The organism is Pedobacter sp. GR22-10, assembly GCF_026239715.1.
Lineage (GTDB): Bacteria > Bacteroidota > Bacteroidia > Sphingobacteriales > Sphingobacteriaceae > Pedobacter.
Genome location: NZ_JAPIVR010000005.1, coordinates 14,856 through 34,904 on the forward strand (window position 1 = coordinate 14,856; position 20,049 = coordinate 34,904).

Below are 20,049 nucleotides of genomic sequence, written 5' to 3' on the forward strand. Positions count from 1 at the left end.
CCAACACCTAAGTGCCAGAATAAACGCTCGATGTTTGCGGGATTTCGATCTGGGGATCATGATCCTTCACTACGATATTGGTGAATGGCGCCGTTTGCCTGAAAGCCACCGTATCTGCAGGCGTATTGGCTACAAAAACGGCTAATTTTCCGTTGGTAAAACTGTCATTGTGGATGGTAGAGGGTTTAATGGCCAGTGCTGATCCATCAGCAGGAATCCTGAATGTGGTAAACCTGATCTGAGGATCACTTTTCCCTGCAGCTTCAACCTTACGGCCCAGTGTAACTTTCGCCTCACAAAAAACTTCTCCGTTTATAGTTGGTTTGGGCAGAAAAATATGCGGAAAGGGATGGTGTTCCACAAACAGGCCACCACCACCAATAGGTGAGAGGGCATAGTTACGGATGTAGTCAGGTAAAGAGGTGTCGTATTCCATGCCAAATAAGGTATCTTCAAAACCCAGATAAAATGCTTCTTGTGGCTTCAGCAATTTTGCGCCGTAAAAGGCAAGTGTTTCCTCATAATCAGGATGGGTCACATCAAGCACCGGGAAAATGACTGCATTTTCATTCACATACAGTGAGCCGGTGGCGCCAAATACGTTTGCTGAGGGATCAAGATTGGGTAGCTTCCCGCCATCTTCACTGCTGACCCAGTTGGAATGAACCAAAACTGCATTACCGTCTTTAACGTGCTGATGGTTTGCTGCAAGGGTTTCCAGCTGTTCAATCAGGCTGACTTCAGGCGGGTTCGTGGAGATAACCTTTACTCCGGTACCTTCATTCGGCGTTAAAACCACCTGATCGCCTTTTTTAATGGGACCATAAATTCCTGTGGTAGTCATGAGTGGAACACCCTCCCGGCTTTCTCTGATTACAACAGCATCGTTCAAAAAACGGATGTGATCTTTCAGGTCCTGGTGGGAGATTTTAATCTCTACGGTTTGCCATTTTCGTTGGGCGAGGATTTCTTTTAATTTATCGTCGGTCACGGGTTTTACATCCGGTGCATAGGATGTTCTGAATACGGAGCTCATGAGTAGCGTTTTAGATGAGAGTTTGAGGTGTTAATTTAAATGGTTAGATCAGCATAATGATGCCTGATGTTTTCTGAATAAAATTAAACTTTAAAATGTAATTATTCAAGATCAGAGACATAATTATTTAGACAAGGTGTTTTGCTTCTTATACATTATTTTTGATCTTGAATGGCTTTTGCTATTAAATTTTGCATGGTGCTCAAAAAGGAGCTTCGATATTGTACATCAAGTAAAGCGAAGATGAACAATGGGTTATTTAATTTGAAGTTAGGATTCAGCTGTTTTACGTGGAGATTGTGAAATTAATCCAGCAAGTCCCCCAACTGCTGCAGAACCAATTGCAATCAAGCCTTCATTGCTTTTTTCTTCATTTAGAATGATTACAGTGACGCAGATTACAGTCGTAATCACTGTCAGTCCAAGTATCCAGATTGCGACACGAGGAGCCCATCGGTCTGTCGTTACCGGATTATTTTTGCGTAGTTCATCTATTAATTTTAGTTTTTCTTCAACTTTGAGATCCCTGTCTGATAATACTTTTTCCATAAGGGCGTAAGGGTTTATTTGATCACTCATAATGAGAACTTTAATTGTTAATAATGTGAAATTGGGGATGTATATTTAATAAAATAATTTTTGTTAAGAAATTGATCATTGGAATTTGGTAGTTAATATAATTTCAATTTACGAAATGATGATAAATATTTCAAATGAAGAATACTGTGAATATTGGTTTCCGCAGAGGATTAGATGAAAAGCAAAAATCCCGCTCTACTTATCGTAAAGCGGGATCGTAGCCCGTAGGGGAATCGAACCCCTGTTTCCAGAATGAAAATCTGGCGTCCTCACCCCTAGACGAACGGGCCATTTTTTAAGTCCTGAGTCTTATAGTTCTTCGTCTTTGAGTCAGCTAGACTTTGGACTTGGTACTGATGACTTCAGACTACTTTTAGTAGCGGGGACACGACTCGAACGTGCGACCTTCGGGTTATGAGCCCGACGAGCTACCAACTGCTCCACCCCGCAATCTATAGCTTCAAATTTTCTGTGTTTGAAGGAGTGCAAAGGTATACAATATTTTTGCTTTTCAAAAGGCTTAGCTAAATTTTATTCGATATTTAAATTATCTGCTTGATTTTTAGTGGATTATTTTTGTGCTGATTTGTATTGGCCTTGCAAAAGGACAATACAAAAAGAATTTGCTCATCTACATGTATCATCAATCTTGGTGTTGCCGGAAATAATTTGGATTTCACATTCCCGCAAAGTGTTTCCCTGGTAAGCCCTAGCTTGCGCACAACGGCATTAAATGGGCTCTTTTATTCGTAGAATTATCGTGATGTAATTAATCACATATGTGCTACTAACTTATGTGTATTTAAAATTATTTAAGCGGTGATGGGTGTAGTTAATCTTTGTTGAACATTTGAACTGCTAATTTAATAATTATTACCCTAAACTAAAATGATAAGCCTATACATTTGAACTGCTAATCAATAGTTAAAATGGTTTTTAGTGCCTTTTTAGCATAAGATTAAATGTCTATACCAGCTAAAAATGTATAATTGAATTTTGAATATGTTCAATTTTGAAATGAATAAAAATGTAGGATTTATATTTATTAAAATGTATAATAAAAAATTATTAACTGTAGTTTTTTTGTGAATTCATTTTTGGGTAAATGAGTATTTAAGCCAATAAATGCAAAAACAAAAAGCGTATTTCTTGATAAGTATTGCAATTATGCAGCGATTTGAATCTGTCCTTTATGATTTGGTATAACATGATGTTTGATGTTGCATTTTTATAGCATAACAATAAAATAAAAGGAAGTATTTACAGTTGTATCGTTAATGATTTTATATAAGCTTAATTGATGTTTTAGTGAAAAATTTTTAAGAGGCTGGTAATTGCAAATAAATAGGATGATGAATAATTATAAATATCCGCATGCATATTGCCAATTGTGGCCCAGCAGAAATACCTGTCAAAATATATTGTACTCAACAAATTCAGACACTAAAAGAAAGGAGGGGGCATTCAAGTAAGTAACCTTATACGATTTTTCAACATTAGCGACTATCTATCTTAAACAAAACCTTAATCGAGCAATTATGAAATTTAAAATTTGTGTTATCGCTATTGCGGTATTTTTACTACACGGCTGTTCAAAAGAAAAGCAGCAAAGTGTAGAAAATGTTGAACCGCAGTTAAAAGGACTGGCATCCATTGATGGCAATACCTATTATCAAACCATTGACGGGCTGGGCTTTTCCAGCGCGTGGTGTGGTACGCTTACGGCTGCCAAAAATGATGCACTTTATAATACACTGGGCTTTTCTTTGTTAAGGGTTCGTTTCGACCAGAATAATGCATGGACCGATGAAACGAACAATGCTGCTGCGGCACACGCCCGGGGCGCTAAAGTATTAGGCTGCCCCTGGAAAATACCTGACGCTTACCGCTCAGGCAATACCATTCCGTCTAGCCAGTATGTTAATTTCTGCAACTGGCTGGGTAGTGCTGCTTCAGCCATCAATTGTGATTTCGTATCTATCAAAAATGAGCCTGATGGTTCTTCGGAAGATGGCAATTTGGATGGATACCAGATACGTGACATTATCAAAGCAGGCGGATCAAATATTGGCAAACCCATTGCCTGTGCTGATGCCATTAATTTTAATGATACCTATACTGATCCAACATTGAACGATGCTGCCGCTGCTGCTAAAATTTCTTATGTTTCCGGGCATCTTTATGGTGGTGGGAATAATGTACACCAAAATGCGCTAAATAAGGGAAAACGTATTTGGATGACAGAATACTATGTGGCCAATAGCCGTGATAATATGGATAACTGTTTAGTTTTAGCTAAAAACATTAATGATTGTATGAACAACCAATTTAGTGCTTACTATTTTTGGTGGGTAAATGATAATGATGCAAGCGTTAACCTGGTTAATCAGAGCGGTACAATTTACAAAGCCGGCTACACTGGCGGTCAGTTTGCCAAATGGATAAGGCCGGGAAAACAAAGAATAGCCTGTACCTATAATCCTACCCCTAATGTTTATTTAACGGCCTACCGTGGAGGTGGATTGGTAATAGTCGCTGTTAATACAGGTGCTTCTGCAGTAAGCCAGTCTTTTTCGGTTGCTAACGTTAGTGGTATTGGTTCACTGAATGTTCATCGCACATCGAGTAATGAAAACATGTCTTCGATAGGATCAGTTCCTGTTTCAGGTAATGCATTTACGTATACACTTCCTGCAAAAAGTATTACTACCTTTCACCAATTTTAGCCGGCAGTACGTTTTATTGTAATAAGCAATAAAAATGCCGGATACTACCTTCAACGGCATGGAACATTATCGTTTCATGCCGTTGATATTTCCAAAAAATGAAGAAAAAGCAGATTTCTATTTTAACAGTATATGCAGCGGATTTGTTTATCTTAATGTGTTTATGAAGTTTATCCGCTATTATTCTGTAGTCCTGTTGTTAATACTGGCATGCAGTTATTGTACGGTTGCACAAACTTATAATGATGCCATCCCTATGAGCATTGCTGCCGGAATTACGCCTTTAAAAAATTACGAAACCTTAAGCGGCAGTAGCAAAGGAAAGGCGGAGTTATTGAGTCATAATGCATTACAAGATGCGGCGGGTATAAAATCTTATCAGTTTGCAGAACGCGTAAACGTTAACCTTAACCCTGAAAATTCTGGCCATTGGGATCAAACCACACAGGGCAGGGTTTGGCGCTTAGGCATACATGGCGTTAATGCATATTCCATTTACCTGACTTTTAATTCACTGAAGCTATCAAAAGGTGTCACGCTGTTTGTATACAACAAAGGTTTAAGGCAGTTAAGAAAGTATCATCAAAAAAGCAGTGTAAACAGTCACATCTCATTGGCTCCCGTTTCCGGAGATACAATCATGCTGGAACTGAATATACCTCATCAGGTAACTGATTATGGAATCATTCAATTATCGAAAGTATATTTAGATAGAACCGGCATTTTTAAAGCGGGAACCAAAAATGTTTCTGCCTCTTGCAATCAAAATATAAATTGCGAAAATGGTATTAACTGGTTAACCGATAAAAGGGCCGTATGTAAAATTATTACTGATGGTAACCTAAGCTCAGGTACACTTATCGGCAATACTGCAAAAGACAAACAACCGTATCTGCTAACATCTTTTCATACCATTTTCGATGAAAGTCATGCAGAAGAATCTGTGTTTATATTTAATTATGAATATGATTGCGAACAATCATCAATTAGTGACGACCAGACCATTTCGGGTGCCAAACTTGTGGCCGCAGCTGATCAACTTGACTTTTCCCTGCTCAAGCTTAATGAAGTACCTCCGGCCTCTTTTCGTCCTTATTATGCAGGTTGGGATGTAAGGGATATTCAACCAGAAGCCGGTGTTTGCATCCATCATCCTGGTGGCAGGTATAAGCAAATTGCAATAGATTATAATCAACTTCATTCGGCAACATTCAATACCGATTATATCACCAATTCTTCGTGGCAGGTTGTGAAATGGGATATTGGTGCTACTGCGCCTGGTTCTTCAGGAGCTCCGCTTTACAACCCACAACATAGGCTGGTGGGCAGTTTAACAGGCGGGTATTCTTCCTGCAATTCGCAAGGCAGCGATTATTTTAATAAGTTAAGTGTCTCATACACTTCCGTTGCAAAAATAGGAAATAGGCTGATCGAATTACTTGATCCCGTACAGCTGGGGGCTAGTTTTATGGATGGCTACGACCCTTATGGGTTTAATGCTGAACAATGTGATACGGTTTCTCATATCAGGGTTAACGAAAAAACAGCTTACAACCTGACCGAAAAGCCTTCCGATTACTTATCGGCAACCTCTTCTGTCATGTTTGCCGAGAAATTCACCCTACCTGGCTATTTGCTTTTGCCAGGCTTTTATTTAAATGTTGCACGGTTAGGAGCTTTTAGTCAAACATCCAGTATAAAAATAAAGATATGGGGAGATGGAAGCCTGCCCGGGCAGGAGATTTACACCAAGAGTATTTTTTTGAAAGAACTAAAAGCGGGGGCGGTCAATCACATTTTGCTTGATTCTGTTTTAAAATTAACCTCAGGTTTTTATATTGGCTACCAGTTAATGGATGATAACAAAGATGGGTTTGCAGTATATCATTCTGCAAATCGTGGTAAAACAGGTCCGTCGACCATGTATGTTTATGATGGTGCCTGGCATAATATTAATTCAATAGACAAAATGAATTACTCCGCTTCCATGTCAATTGGCATCGTGGAGTGTTATGGCAAAACAGATGAATTGCAGCCGGATGCTTTATTGCTGTTTCCTAATCCTTGCAGTCAATATATAAATATTAAGGTGCCGCTGGCATTTACGATTGAAGAAATTGACTGCTATGATATAAGTGGCCGCAGGCATGCTGTAAACTATCAACCCTCAGAGGTATCTAAACGTATTTATTTCAATCTTTCACCAGGGTTATATATCTTGGTTGTAAAGGGCTCGGGCATGCAACTGTCATCCAAATTTGTGGTGGCCAACTAATCCAAGCCTTGCATAGCAACGGCTCAAATATAGCCTTATTCAACAGGACTTAAGTACGCAAAACCTACCATCCTGAACTTTTTACCTTCTTTGGTGCTACTGGGTGCAGTAGTTGTATCTGGTTCAAAATAATGTTTCGAACAAATCAATTGTACGGATGTTAATAGTTTCATATGGAAAAACCAGCTGGCTTAAGTTTGCGAGGTACAACAATATCTGAGTTAATGGAATTTCGGTATGATACTGTCATTCATGAGCAGCAGTTCTTTCAAATTACTTTTAAGCGCTTTTTATTAAATTCACTACCTGATCTTGATTTAAATGAGCCCGAAAGTTTCAACAATACGCCTATTACGCTTCACTTTAAATCCGCATCTGGCAAAATTAAGCAAGTTACAGCGAACATCATTGTCCTGAAATGCATAGATAAACCTGGCCATTCACCTGAGGTTAGTATCTCAGGAACTTTTTACAGTCCTGAAGGTAAGTTCCCAAAGCTTAATCGCTTGGTGTTATTTGCGATTGTATTACCTATTTTTTTGACAGGACTTGTATTCCTTTATGTTGACCATCTGCGCCATGAACTGGTAGAAAAAAAGGGCACCGTTGGGTCTTATGGTATAGCTTCTTCTTATAAGGGAAGGAGAAATTATAATTTCAAAATCATTCCTTTCAAGGCTAGCTTTAATCGTGGCTATTACCAGTCGGTTTTTGATACCCCATCGGAGCACATCAATGAACTCTTTACGGTCGATAATGATGGTGATCGTGCCAACGGTACTGGTCAGCCTGTACGGTTTTACGTATTTGAAACTGATGTTGACAAACTATCCGACAAGGCCGAAACGATCACCTTTTTCAATCTGCAGCATGCCAAAAGCTCCTTCTCCGGTGTAGATCAATTCCTTGATGTATTATATTATGTTAAAGGTCATCTATGGCGCTACCTGATACTGATCATTTATGCATTTATGGAAATGGCTGCTATTGGATTTGTTTTTTATTATTATAAGATGTTCGCTTTTTATCACGACGGAAGAAAAAGGATTCTTTTCTGGAGCTTTATAGCTTTGGTCGCAATCCTTAACATGCCAATTATTTTAATTTTCCTTTTATAGTTTCCGTCATATATTAGATCAGGGAAATCGTTTTAAAAGTATGATTTTTTGGTAAAATGCCATATTTATGATTAATTAGGGTGAAATGGCCTATTCAAATTCCGACGATATCCTAAACTGCTTTATTAACAGATCTACAATGCATCTGCAGCGTCTTTCGATGCAAAGATCAAAGCTTTCAGCGCAACATCAAGAGGGGATAATGAATAATTTCTTCTTATTCAGATGATCAAAAGTATATACCTGGAATTAATCCCCAAAAAATCTTATACTTTTTAACATATTTGTAAAACATAAAAGGCTGAAAATCATTGATTTTCAGCCTTTTAAAAACTTTGATGATAATAAGTGTAGCCCGTAGGGGAATAACCTCGTTATTACAACCTATTGGTTATCAATTTCTTAGAATGGTAATCGATATTCTACACACCGAATTACTCACCATTATCTTGATACAATTTAACTCTGAATCTTACATTCCAAAGATACAATTTAGATGAAAATAAACCAATTTTCATTGATAATTTAAGAGGAGGGTATATATCGAAAAGTACTAGGTTCTTAATTGTTTTTATATTAATATATATATAATATCAAATCGGGCCGACGAGAAGATAAGAAAGCATCCCTTTGCGACCTATAATGTGGTTTTTCGCAGCGTTTTCCGCCAATGTGGTCACCAGAACGGTTTGACGTGTTTTGGCTCCAAGTGATATTCTAAGATAAAGAATGTTATTTAAAAGGAGAAATCTCATTCAACCAAGACATTTTGATAAATTGCCAATACAATTGTATTTTAGTTAAGTATATAAATTAGTTATGCCTTTTTAAGATTATAGCTTCACATTCTTTATTCACTATCAACAGAAGATATTTACGTTGCCATGATAGCCACCAGTTTCTTAGGCTATTTTTAAAATAAATCAGAATGTAATTTGTTTACCGGAAACATAAATCTTATAAAGTGATAAAAAATTGAGATATTGGTTAAAATTTAAAATGACTCTCGAATCTATAAGAACTTTGAAGCCTGCTGAAGTAGGAGGTCGAATAGCCCGCAAAGGGTTTGAGTATCAAGATCATATTGCAGTTAAATTTTTATTGGATATTTTATCGGGTAAACCAATTTCAGAAATTTGGATCGAAGGAGAAGATGATATTGTTTTGCTTTACCCTAATGGTAAAAATTGCATTGTAGAAATGGTTCAGGTCAAGTCCAACGACTTAGACTCTCGATGGACTGTACCAAAGATGTATTCGCTGGAATTATTAGCAAAATCAATTTCCAGAGGTAGATGTGATGAGCAAGTAACATATCGAATTATAACATGTACTGATGTCGATCCCACGTTATCCTTTTTAAAAACTGAGATTTCAGATAAAGCAAGAAACAATACTTCCATACCGAGCTTAATAAAGACCCATAAGAGTAAGCTAGCATTAATACCTGCCAACCTAAAGGGCGAAAACGTTAGTGACTGGTTTTCGAAATGCGTTTGGCAGGTAAATTCTAAGTTGGAAGGATTGCGGGCAGAAAATATAATTTATTTGGAAAAATGTTTACATGAAAAGTATAACTTAATCCTGGCTCCAGACCAAAAAATAGAGATATATCAAAAATTACTTTCATTCACGTCATCTGCAGGTGTTGGGGACAACAAACACCATTTCACAGACGATGAAATTATTGCAATGTTTGATAAGATGATGGCTGAATTGGCTGCTCCTCTCAAGGGTACTGAAAAGCTGAAAAAAAAATTAGCAGCGGCGAAACTACCAAAAGGAACATTAGAGGCAGCAAAGGAATTTCGCTGGCAGTTTGAAATGGAGGTGATGAATCATAACTTTTACGGTCAATCCCAGATCAATTTGTCGAAAAATCGAATTCACATTTTAATACAGGATCTGAAGCTGGCCTATGATAATGGAGATAAGTTTGATATAGATGGTAAGTTTTTTCCAATAACTTCAGACTCACAGTTTCATAAGTACTGCTGGGATCAAGTGAAAATACTAGCATTGGAGCTACATATAAGTGAAGAAATAGCACTGGGTTGCATGTACGACAATGCTAACCGATGTACCCACCGTTTTACAAAAGCTAGCATATGATTTCTGTAAAGCATATATCATCATATCCAGCAGGATCGGCGTTATTGTCGGATGACTTGATCGAATTCCACGCTTCTAGAATTCTAGTTCTATTACGCTTGTGTGGACAAAAAGATCGATTTAAAAAAGTATATAAAATTAGTGGGCTGACTAAACTTGCTAAGCTTGACTTTTTTGTCAGGTATCCAGAGTTTTTTAGGCGGGTGATTTCAAAATTGAAAATTGAACAGGTAGACCTCCTAGCCCATGAAGGAGGAATTGAGTCCAGAATGATCCGATTTCATTATGGCCCTTGGGATGAACGATATTACCAACTACTTCCATATTTGGAGGCTCGGTCTTTAATCATAATAGAAAAAGATAAAGGTACTTTCACTTTTTTCCTAACAAAGCAAGGTCAGGAGATTTCAGATCTGCTAATTTCAGAAGAGGAGTTTGCAAAATTGGCTAGCAATATAAGAAATGTAAATTATGTCCTAGGAAAAATGACAGGATCGCAGCTGAAAAACATGGTTTATGAAATGTTTGAGGTCGAAGTTACAAATAGGTCAATGGGAAATAAAATTTAGAATTATGGCCAACAATTTTTATTTAGAAAGTGTAGAGCGAATAGATATAGAGGGAGAAGTAGAAACTCTTCTCTTCACTAATGGAGTCAACCTATTAACTGGCGAACCAAACGCTGGTAAAAGTACATGGGTTAGACAAATAGATTTTGTCCTAGGGAAAGAAGCTAATGTAATGGAAATGTTTGTGGATCCTGAAGTTTCTAAGAAATATCAAAAAATCATTCTCAAAGTGATTATTGCTGACCAAGAAGTTGAATTCTCGAGAGCTCCATTAGATGTGGGTTTAGCTACAAAAATTTTTATCAATGAGACTCCCTATTCTCCATCTGAATTTTCTCAGGAAATTCTCAAGCTACTTTCCATTCCATCAGATATCAAATATCCTAAAGGCAATCCTTATACCACCCAATGGGTAAGTTTAGGTTTTAGAAGCTTATATCGCCACCTTTACAGAAAAGAGGATGGTTGGGGCGACTTAGCAGATAAGCAGCCCATTAGCGAACAGTTTGCCTCTCAGTTTTTGCTTTTAGGAATTGCAGACAAACTATATTCAAAGGAAAGCAGCAGTACAATAACAAAGCAAAAGCGACTAACAGAACTTGAGTCTAGGAAAGAGCAATTTACCGAGTTAATATCACAGGTTGCAAAAGAAATGTCGTCCAAAGAGACATTTATGACCAATTCAATCAATGCCAGGGTATTAGGTGAAATGATTAATGATCTGAATAAGCAATTGAACGAAATTCAACTCAAAAGGGACGACATTTTAAGAAATCGCCTAGAAAAAATTGAGTCAACCAACAAAGAGTTTGAAATAAACCTCTCAGCTTCAAGAGCAAAATATTATCAGGAAAGAGATGAAGTTAGCAAGCACATTGCCCAGTTTCAAAAAAAAGTTAAAGATTTTTCGGAAATTCATACTTCTATTATTGAAGAAATATCAAAGATTAAGCGCACTAAGAAATCTGGAATCATTTCAGAAATGAGGGTTACGCATTGTCCTGCTTGTGACCAAAATATCTCAGCTGACTCTAATACCGTTGATTCCTGCTTCCTATGTAAGCAAAGTACAATTGGTATAAATACAAAAAAATCAAACAGGCTTGATTTTGAAATTGAACAGCTCAGTAACGAACAAAATGAACTCTTTACCATATTGCACGATCACAAAAAAATAATTCTCGATCTTCAGCAGCAAGAAAAGTCTTTAACCGAAAGAATTTTTTCTTTAGACAAAAATATAGAGGAGATTAAGAGACCATTGTATGCACTCAATGACAATGAACTATCTGAAATCGATATAAGTAAAGGAAGGATTTTAGAACAAATACTCAATTATGGCAGGCTAATTGAAAATTACAAATACAAGGAAGAGCTAGAGTTAAAAATCAATGCGCTTGAAAAGGAGATTGAGCAGGAAAATTTGGTTGTTGAAAAGGAAAATGCCTCTATCAATTTTGAAACTGTTGCGAATGATCTTTCTAAAGGAATGCAGGACTACATCGACAAAATCGTTAAAGTTAATCCAAAAGTCTGGACAAGAGGTCGAAGAATCGAGGTTTCTTTGACAGAATCAAAAATCACTTTTTATGTAAACAACACAATCTGGACATCATTGGGTGGGTTAGATAAACAACTTTTTCTATTGGCTTATCATTACGGCCTCATTAATCTCAGCTATCGACCGAAATATAATATTCCCGCCTTTACAATAATTGATTTGCCGCCAGACCTAGGACGAGCAGTTGAGACAAGCTACAACTATTTGATAACTCCATTTATTGAATTGACAAACCGAATGAAACTAAAAGACCTAAACGGTCAAGTCATCATTGTCGGGCGGGCATTTAAAGGGATAAAAGATGTTCACGAAATCCAGCTAGAAACAGTTTGGTAGCGCATAGGTTTTGTAATGCGAAAGAGTTAAAAAGTAACGCTAATATTTTACTTAACAGTAAGTTTTATCAAATTAAGCTAATTCCGAAAGGCTAATTATTTCATTTGCTTTTTTATTAAGATATTCAATTAGCATCGCTTGGCGAGATCACGTAATGTAACCAAATTAAACCAAATCAATGTTCAAATTACCTTCAATTTTAAAGCTAGAACAACTAATAAACGCCGAGTTTCAACAAGTAGGTGATGAGGAAAAGTTGTTTAATACTCGAAATAGTTTTCTTTTAGACGAGCAGGGAAATGTAGTTGGCCTTAATGCAGTAGAGAATGACCTGTTAAATCTCAGGGGCTTTTATCTATTCAAAAAATTGGAAATTCTTAAAATCAGGTATAATCATCTGGAAGATATATCTACGCTGAGCACTTTTAAACGGCTAAAAACATTGGATGTTTGTGGAAATCGAATTGTTGACATCAGTCCGCTGCACAGTTTGAAGATGCTTGAAGTCCTTATCTTAGATCATAACAAAATTGTTGATTTTACACCTGCTATGGTAGGCATTGCTTTTGGTAAAATCAGGGAGTTAAGTCTCAAGGAAAATGGGGTTGACTTGCCTTCACGATTGACGATCGATGAACGAAGTTTTGCAGTCGAATTTTTAAAGGAGCGAAATGCTCATGCCCAGCTACTGATTGCGAATAATCTTCAAACTCGCGAAACAATTCTAGATTTAGGAAGAACTGGTATTACAAACTTGGAACTTTTACCGAAGCTGTTCAATTGTGAACATTTGGAAGAGTTAATTCTAAGCAATGAATGGGGAGAGCATAAGGGAGAGGAATGGACTCTTAGTGAAAGCAAAAATGATGGTCCAGTAAACAACATATACCACATACCTAAGGCCATTAAAAACTTAAAAAACCTTAAAAAACTGATTTGTGGGGGCGATTGGCACCCGAAAAAGGAGGGGATAAGCTGGAATAGATGGAGAATATCTGATTTCACGCCCTTTCTTGAAATGGAGAAGTTGACTTTTATCAATGCAAGCAATAATTTAATCTCAAAAATTAGTCAGCTTGATCGACTAAGTAATCTTCAGCAGCTGCACTTAAATAATAATATGATACGTGCTGTAAGGTTAGATAACTTGCTACCAAATCTTCGCGTATTTTTTCTAAGCAGCAATCTCTTAAGCTCCGTCGAATTTCTACAGGAAATGCCTGGTTTGACAACACTAGATTTGCATTCCAACAGGATAAAAGACATGTTGCCAGCAAAAAGTTTGATTCAAAAGATCGGCATAAAGGATTCCAAATGGGAATTCGGTACTTTAAGTATAAGAAACAATATTACACTTATGTTTCCCAGCACAAGCGTAATTAAAAGGGGAGTAAATTCAGTGCTAGCATATTTCGATCAACTCGAAGCAGAAAGGGCTGCAAATATAAAACCTTCAAAAAATCGAGATGCTAAATTGATATTAGTTGGAAACAGTAATGTAGGAAAGTCTTCTTTATCAGAATATCTACGAACGGGAAAAACAGATAAAGATATAAAAAGCACGCATTGGCTTGAAATAAAATTGTGGCAGGTCAAAATAGGTACTAGAAATGTAAATTTCCGGATATTTGATTTTGGGGGGCAAGAATATTACCATGACACCCATCACATTTTTTTTACAAAACGAACAGCTTACATTCTCCTTTGGGATCGTTTTACAAACGAATATAGTGAACAGAATATAACGCAGCGTCAGATCGATGGAGAGGAAGCGACAATGCCGATACAAGGCTATCCAGTAATTTACTGGCTTAATTCTATTCGTTATCACTGTGACAAGCGTACTGTTCATGAGGGCGAAAAACAAATTGCCGAATTGCAAGCAAATCGCGATATCAAAAACTTAGAGCCTATTGAATTAAAATCTGACAAAAAGGATGCTGGTGCTCAGGCTAAGCTAGATGAGGACGACAAAGAAGTTAAAGCAAATATTTTGGTTATCCAGAACAAAGTAGATTCGCAATCGGATATAAGGTATCTCGATTTTGAGAAAATGAAGGTAGATCATCCAGAGATCTACGGGACTACCGCAATTTCTATCAATGAAAAACGAGGACTGAATCAATTCAAAGAACTACTTGCGGAATTACTTGAAAATATGCCGATTTTCGAGGAGGACATTCTTGCTACATGGGGATTAGTTAAAAATATATTGGTTAATGAACCACAAAGGTTCCAGAGCCATCTCACATCGAAGGAGTTCCAGAAATTCTGCAATCAGGAAATAAAAAAGTCGGAAAAATTTAAAGACCTACCAACAAAGACATTGAAAACATTGCTTTTTGATGAATCCGGTATAAGCAGCCTTGCTCAATACCTTAATGACATTGGTGTGCTTTTATATTTTCCAGAGAATGAAAGCCTTTCGGATAAGGTTTTGGTTAATCAGGATCGGATAATCAACAACATTTACAAAGTTTTATTCAAACTAAGCGACTTGAACGGTAAATTTGATCATGAATATGTTGTAAAAAAATTGGACAAAAGAAGATTTGATGATGAAGCGGATACCTTAGTAAAACTAATGATTCAATTTAAAATTATTTTTAAACATCCATCACGAGCAAATACATATATTGCCCCATTGTATCTGCCAAAAAAACCACTTAAAGCTGTACAACTTTTTTTAAATGCTTTCCAGAAGCCGGCTTATCGATTTCAATTCAATAGCTACATTCATAAACATATTGTACTCGAGTTTTTTCAGGAATATGGAGCTAATGCGCTGAGTGACGATGCAAGCCTTGAAGGATATTATTATTGGCGTGATGGACTGGTCATTAAAGATCATTTAACCAATGAAATAGTTCTGGTAAGGTTTTTTAATGGAAATGAAGAGAAAATGGATTGTTATATCGATTTATATCGACTACATGAGTCTAAAGACAAAACTTTCCTTAACAAAATTGCTTCCGATTTGGAGAGGATTTACGAAGATCCTTCAATATTGAGATCGGTAACTTTAAATGGAGAAGATTTTGTTCCAATAAAAATTCTGCAAGACGCAGAGCAAAAAAAAGAATACGTGTTTAAATACGGCACATCTTATTATAATCTTATTGATTTTAGTGAATATATTTCTACAAAATTTAAAATGAAAAAAATCTTCATTTCTTATTCTAAAGCTGACTATCTGCATTTGCAAAAATTAGAAAACCATTTGAGTGTGCTGAAAAGAAACGGCAACATAAGTACATGGAACTGCCGAAAGCTTTTGCCAGGAGAAAAATGGGATGGTAAAATTAAAAATGAACTAGAAGAAGCCGATATTATCTTGTTTTTGGTAAGCGACGACTTTTTGGCGACCGATTATATATGGGACATCGAAATTAAAAGAGCAATTGAACGGGAAGAAGAGGGTACTGCGACTGTTGTGCCAATAATTGTAAGGTCCTGTATGTGGGAGGATTCCCCATTAGGTGTGTACACAACAGCACCCGGCAAGGCATTGGTTATTTCTACAGCGCCAGATATTGACACCGCTTGGACTGAGGCGGTCAGAAATTTAGCAAAGATTTTTTAGCGATTCGATAGTTTTTGATACTAAATGTTTTGGTTGTTGCTCTGACGAGACCAGAATAAGCTTTATTTAAAAAACCTTCTGACTAGCAATTGCTTGCAAAAAATAATTCCAACTCACCCACTGTAAAAATGACCGTTTTTGGCTCAAATGTTGCCTAGTTAAATTTACGGATTAGATTGTAATTCACAAAGAAATCTAATTCATTGGCTTGAATAAGTATTTATAACCCAAGAATCAATATCGAGAAAGCAATGCGCCCATAACCTCCCAAAGTTAGAGCACAATCAGGCAACAAGCAAAAGTCCATGTTTCAAACAGTTAAGCAGCAACGTGTACTGAACCAAACTAAAAATTTCCTCAGTTTCTAAATACCGACCAGGCGCTAGCGGCAGAATTTGAAAGCGAGCAAAATGGGAAATGGCAATACTGAAAAATTTCTGTACAAGCAATATGACCACTTTGGCAAAGGCGGTTTAGGTTGTTTACTTAGAGGCATCTTAATTTGTTATGAACCTGCATAAATGGTATACAAGAATTGTCATTGTATGCATTTAGGGAAACTCAAATCATGAGTGAAAGAAATTAAAGGTAGTAGCTGACTGCATTCAGCCAAAATAATTTTACTCTAAAAATTTCACTTTTTGGAGTTTATCACGAGCAGTTTATTTGATAATGCTGATTTTTAATACCAAATTAGTTAAGAATTAATCTTTTAACATGTCCGAAAATAACGCTCCCAATCCTGGTAAACACCTTATCCGTTTTTATCTTCATACCCTTAAGTTCACCCCCTTTGCAGATGTCAAAGATAACTCGAACGATATCCTGATCAAGTTAATCACTTTTCTTAACAAGGAACGGATGGAAAACAAAGCCTACCCAGTGGACAAAAACAAGAACCGTAATTAAGGTGAGAAAAGAGAACTGTTCATGAATGTGACTTACAGGATTCCGAAGACAAAGAAAATCCGTTGTTCAATCGCTTTGCTGCGCGCAGGAAAAAATCTTATGGTCAAACCGCTAGATACTTATGAACTTGTACCCTTCAACAAAGCAACGGGTTCTATCGCTGAGGTGACAAATTTCTTTATAGACTACAGTCGCAATCCGGCAGTCATGTGCGTGGAATATAACCACGATGGACCTCGGCTTTCGGATATCGAATATTATTTCCGCAACATTGCTCATGATATGCTCCACATGGCCAAAGCGACCACAACAACTACTTTTATGGATGTACCCATAGACAAGACCATCGAACAGCTCCATAATGTGTTGAATTTTGAGATAAAGCTCAAGCCTCACAACATCCTACAGATGGATGATGATATAAAAGGCTATATCACAGAGTTTGCTAACCTTGGACAAAAGCTTAAGCCAAATTTCATCCGTATCGAGGCCATGTTTCAGACCCCGGGTGCTAAAGTAAAAAGTGTCGAGCTAAACAAGGCGGCCAATACAATGGCCACAGCTCTTCTAGATAAATTTCGAAAAAAACCCTATCATATTGACCACTTTGAAGAGTTTGAACTTAAATACATAAATAAGGAAGGTGAGGATGCCACATTTAACCTCATGAAGGGCAAAAAACAGATTACAGTGGAAATAGAGCCCGATTCACATCTGACCTCAAAAGAATGGTTTGAAAAAATAGAGGGGGACTTTGACGAATTCATGAAACGATTTGAATCATGATCGATATTTACTTTAGACGGCCCCTGTTATATGACTACCTATTCAGTGGGCTGCTCATTTGCGGGCTATATTTTATGTATTTTAAAGGGATGTTAGAACTGCCCAAAACCGAAACTAATGTCTCTACCACAACGGATTTAGCAACAATAGCGCTTACCCTCGCTGGTTTTGTTCTTACGTTGCTTACTGTACTGATTACCTTTAAAACGGGGGCCAGGCTACCAAACAGTGGTGATAATGAAGATGTACCTTTATTTGATCTCTTCTTTTCTACAGGACTTTATTACCGCACCACCTCACTATTGAAGGGTTGTATTAAATCGCTCATATTTGTTGCCATGCTGGGATTTTCCTTAAAATTGTTTTTGCCTGAAGCTTACCTCAAATATATTTTTTTTGCCAATGTCCTTGGCTTAATAATTATCGCCACAACACTTTGGAGAAGTTTGTTAATCCTCACCAATATCATTAAGCTGCAGCGCGAGGGGTAATCTGATTTACGCTTAGCCAATTTTTCCAGTGCTCCAAGCCGACATCTATCATACCAGGAAATGAAATTTTTTGTTGGTCAAACTTCGTTACTGATTAGTCGAAATGTGAAAGGATCTTGAAACAAAAAACGATCAAGGGGGGCTTGCATGTGTGAGTCAGGGGGATAGCTGAATCAACTACCCAAAATTTAGCCGTGAGGATTAAATCACCGCAATTTCCAACACTTTAAATGATCGCTCCCGGACGAATGAAGTCAAAAGCCCAGAGGAACGGAGGATGCGGATATGTGATGGGCTTAAAAAGTGTATTTATCGGTTTTATTGCTCGATGATCTGGACCGAAATCATGGCCCACTCTAGATCACTTCTGCAATATCTGATATTGTTGAGCCAAAAGTTTTCTACTTCATCCTATTTATATTTTTTTTAACAACATATTTATTATAAATCTATTCTGTCAAGGGCAATAAAGTGTCTATTGAACCAGAATAAAATTGCTCTTTAATTGAGTTCGATAACTGCATAATCTCGTTGTAATATTTAGATCCGCCATTATAATTGCCTATTATCTCTCTCTCGGCATCATATATTGAGTATCCTATCTCTGGTTTTTCATCTATTTCTGCTAGAATCGAATTGTATTTGTTCCTTAGTTTTTTAGTTCCTAAATCTACGCTCTGCAAATCAGTTATAAATTTATCTGTTGGAAATTGCATGACGCCAAGTGAATGTTTGCTTCCGGTTATGAAGAATGTGACGTATTCAAGCCACCTGGCGACTATTGGGCGATTAAAATCTTCGTAAATCAATATTGCATATGCAATTATTTCTAAGGAATCATTTCTAGTATTCTGGGATATGATATTGCCATATCTCACCTTGAAATACAAATATTTAGATTTAAGATATTTGGTCTTTCTTTTAATTTGTCCATCACTAGATAATTTTACGCCATTTACAATCTGGAAAATAAAGACTAAAATAATTATCCAAAGTTCGTTAGCAATGGTAGTGAAATCTGGTAGCACATTAACGCGATACTTTATTATTTTATCGTAAACTAAGTAGGATAACAGAATAATTGAAACCCAATAAATGACTTGTTTACCCCAATTTAGTAAAGGCCCACGGCTTGTGATGACATTAAAAAACAATCTAAATGATATATAGTAAATATTAACAAGATAAATGTTAATCACATATTTATCCAGCTTCAAGAGATAAAGAATCGATGATACAATGATTAAGTAAACTATTGGAGAAAGAACTCTAATAAGATAATTAATGGCTGGTGCTTCCTCATCCTTAATGAATAATGTTATTTCCATATATCCCATAGAAAATGAATGTCTTCCAACCCAGTTGATGAGAAAGAACAAGATAACACCTAATGTGAAATGAACTACAAATAAATCCATCATGATTTAATTCAATTCTGTAATTGGTATCATCCTCTGCTCATAAGCCGAATAAGTTTTGTAAAACAAAATTACATCTTGTAATACTATTTTTTGCGATACATTTTTAGAGCCATTAATCATATATTCTCTAACTTTATTCTTCTATTTACACCTGCTTATTCTCATCAGACAGAGATGATAACGTAGCCACTTTTAAAAATAAGGAGGGAGCTTGTTTTTCCATACATATTTCTCAACCGCTAAAACAAATTCCCTATTTCTTTCCTAATCTTTATTATTTACTTTTCTTAAACTCTCCAACTTTACTAGTACTCCAATCGCTCTTGTGCAGCAACTCTCTGATATCAACCCTTAAGTATTCCGCTATCTTATTTAGTGTTGTTACAGTCGGCTGATGCTTATTATTTACCCACCTTGATACTGTTTCTTTTTCTATTTTTAGAAACTCAACTAAATCCTTATTGCCTGCCCCTTTTTCCTTTAAAACTTCGCCAATCCTATTAATCATAAAATATTTTAAAATAATTGTTGATATTTAATATCAACT

Annotated in this window: 13 protein-coding genes and 2 tRNA genes; 9 read left to right on the forward strand and 6 right to left on the reverse strand. The window is 36.6% G+C overall.

Annotated features, from left to right (window positions below):
* Positions 1-7 precede the first annotated feature (7 nt).
* From OQX64_RS18860 to OQX64_RS18875, 4 genes are all read right to left on the reverse strand, one after another.
* On the reverse strand, positions 8-1,036 hold the full coding sequence (locus OQX64_RS18860) for a hypothetical protein (protein ID WP_265819931.1): 1,029 nt from the start codon (positions 1,034-1,036) through the stop codon (positions 8-10).
* A 270-nt stretch (positions 1,037-1,306) separates the two neighbouring features.
* Positions 1,307-1,615, reverse strand: a complete 309-nt coding sequence (locus OQX64_RS18865) for a hypothetical protein (protein ID WP_265819932.1) — start codon at positions 1,613-1,615, stop codon at positions 1,307-1,309.
* A gap of 218 nt (positions 1,616-1,833) precedes the next feature.
* Positions 1,834-1,905, reverse strand: a tRNA-Glu gene (locus OQX64_RS18870).
* An 87-nt stretch (positions 1,906-1,992) separates the two neighbouring features.
* A tRNA-Met gene (locus OQX64_RS18875) sits at positions 1,993-2,065 on the reverse strand.
* Positions 2,066-3,153: 1,088 nt separating this feature from the next.
* Here OQX64_RS18875 and OQX64_RS18880 point away from each other — a divergent pair.
* From OQX64_RS18880 to OQX64_RS18920, 9 genes are all read left to right on the forward strand, one after another.
* Positions 3,154-4,341: a glycoside hydrolase family 30 beta sandwich domain-containing protein gene (locus OQX64_RS18880; RefSeq protein WP_265819933.1), complete on the forward strand. Its 1,188-nt coding sequence runs from the start codon at positions 3,154-3,156 to the stop codon at positions 4,339-4,341.
* Between the two features lie 34 nt (positions 4,342-4,375).
* Positions 4,376-6,616, forward strand: coding sequence for a trypsin-like peptidase domain-containing protein (locus OQX64_RS18885; RefSeq protein ID WP_265819934.1), 2,241 nt, complete (start codon positions 4,376-4,378; stop codon positions 6,614-6,616).
* 173 nt (positions 6,617-6,789) lie between these two features.
* Complete coding sequence (locus OQX64_RS18890; RefSeq protein ID WP_265819935.1) at positions 6,790-7,734, forward strand: hypothetical protein; 945 nt, start codon at positions 6,790-6,792, stop codon at positions 7,732-7,734.
* A 999-nt stretch (positions 7,735-8,733) separates the two neighbouring features.
* A complete protein-coding gene (locus OQX64_RS18895) occupies positions 8,734-9,846 on the forward strand; it encodes a dsDNA nuclease domain-containing protein (RefSeq protein WP_265819936.1) in 1,113 nt (370 codons plus the stop codon).
* Complete coding sequence (locus OQX64_RS18900) at positions 9,843-10,415, forward strand: hypothetical protein (RefSeq protein ID WP_265819937.1); 573 nt, start codon at positions 9,843-9,845, stop codon at positions 10,413-10,415. The genes OQX64_RS18895 and OQX64_RS18900 overlap by 4 nt, the downstream gene beginning before the upstream one ends.
* A gap of 4 nt (positions 10,416-10,419) precedes the next feature.
* Positions 10,420-12,312 carry a hypothetical protein gene (locus OQX64_RS18905; protein ID WP_265819938.1) on the forward strand — a complete coding sequence of 631 codons (1,893 nt, stop codon included), beginning with the start codon at positions 10,420-10,422 and terminating at the stop codon, positions 12,310-12,312.
* Between the two features lie 178 nt (positions 12,313-12,490).
* Positions 12,491-15,895, forward strand: a complete 3,405-nt coding sequence (locus OQX64_RS18910; protein ID WP_265819939.1) for a leucine-rich repeat domain-containing protein — start codon at positions 12,491-12,493, stop codon at positions 15,893-15,895.
* 930 nt (positions 15,896-16,825) lie between these two features.
* On the forward strand, positions 16,826-17,590 hold the full coding sequence (locus OQX64_RS18915; RefSeq protein WP_265819940.1) for a hypothetical protein: 765 nt from the start codon (positions 16,826-16,828) through the stop codon (positions 17,588-17,590).
* Between the two features lie 89 nt (positions 17,591-17,679).
* Positions 17,680-18,081, forward strand: coding sequence for a hypothetical protein (locus OQX64_RS18920; RefSeq protein ID WP_265819941.1), 402 nt, complete (start codon positions 17,680-17,682; stop codon positions 18,079-18,081).
* A gap of 449 nt (positions 18,082-18,530) precedes the next feature.
* Here the strand turns inward: OQX64_RS18920 and OQX64_RS18925 are convergent, their stop codons facing one another.
* On the reverse strand, positions 18,531-19,502 hold the full coding sequence (locus OQX64_RS18925; RefSeq protein ID WP_265819942.1) for a hypothetical protein: 972 nt from the start codon (positions 19,500-19,502) through the stop codon (positions 18,531-18,533).
* Between the two features lie 274 nt (positions 19,503-19,776).
* Positions 19,777-20,010: a helix-turn-helix transcriptional regulator gene (locus OQX64_RS18930; RefSeq protein ID WP_265819943.1), complete on the reverse strand. Its 234-nt coding sequence runs from the start codon at positions 20,008-20,010 to the stop codon at positions 19,777-19,779.
* Positions 20,011-20,049: the final 39 nt, after the last annotated feature.

What these genes read in the sequence shown, in the direction of transcription:
- OQX64_RS18865 (WP_265819932.1), bottom strand. Translation starts at nt 1,615, where the DNA reads ATGAGTGATCAAATAAACCCTTACGCCCTTATGGAAAAAGTATTATCA.
- OQX64_RS18890 (WP_265819935.1), top strand. Translation starts at nt 6,790, where the DNA reads ATGGAAAAACCAGCTGGCTTAAGTTTGCGAGGTACAACAATATCTGAG.
- OQX64_RS18910 (WP_265819939.1), top strand. Translation starts at nt 12,491, where the DNA reads ATGTTCAAATTACCTTCAATTTTAAAGCTAGAACAACTAATAAACGCC.
- OQX64_RS18930 (WP_265819943.1), bottom strand. Translation starts at nt 20,010, where the DNA reads ATGATTAATAGGATTGGCGAAGTTTTAAAGGAAAAAGGGGCAGGCAAT.
- OQX64_RS18925 (WP_265819942.1), bottom strand. Translation starts at nt 19,502, where the DNA reads ATGATGGATTTATTTGTAGTTCATTTCACATTAGGTGTTATCTTGTTC.
- OQX64_RS18860 (WP_265819931.1), bottom strand. Translation starts at nt 1,036, where the DNA reads ATGAGCTCCGTATTCAGAACATCCTATGCACCGGATGTAAAACCCGTG.
- OQX64_RS18905 (WP_265819938.1), top strand. Translation starts at nt 10,420, where the DNA reads ATGGCCAACAATTTTTATTTAGAAAGTGTAGAGCGAATAGATATAGAG.
- OQX64_RS18885 (WP_265819934.1), top strand. Translation starts at nt 4,376, where the DNA reads ATGCCGGATACTACCTTCAACGGCATGGAACATTATCGTTTCATGCCG.
- OQX64_RS18880 (WP_265819933.1), top strand. Translation starts at nt 3,154, where the DNA reads ATGAAATTTAAAATTTGTGTTATCGCTATTGCGGTATTTTTACTACAC.
- OQX64_RS18895 (WP_265819936.1), top strand. Translation starts at nt 8,734, where the DNA reads ATGACTCTCGAATCTATAAGAACTTTGAAGCCTGCTGAAGTAGGAGGT.
- OQX64_RS18900 (WP_265819937.1), top strand. Translation starts at nt 9,843, where the DNA reads ATGATTTCTGTAAAGCATATATCATCATATCCAGCAGGATCGGCGTTA.
- OQX64_RS18915 (WP_265819940.1), top strand. Translation starts at nt 16,826, where the DNA reads ATGAATGTGACTTACAGGATTCCGAAGACAAAGAAAATCCGTTGTTCA.
- OQX64_RS18920 (WP_265819941.1), top strand. Translation starts at nt 17,680, where the DNA reads ATGTTAGAACTGCCCAAAACCGAAACTAATGTCTCTACCACAACGGAT.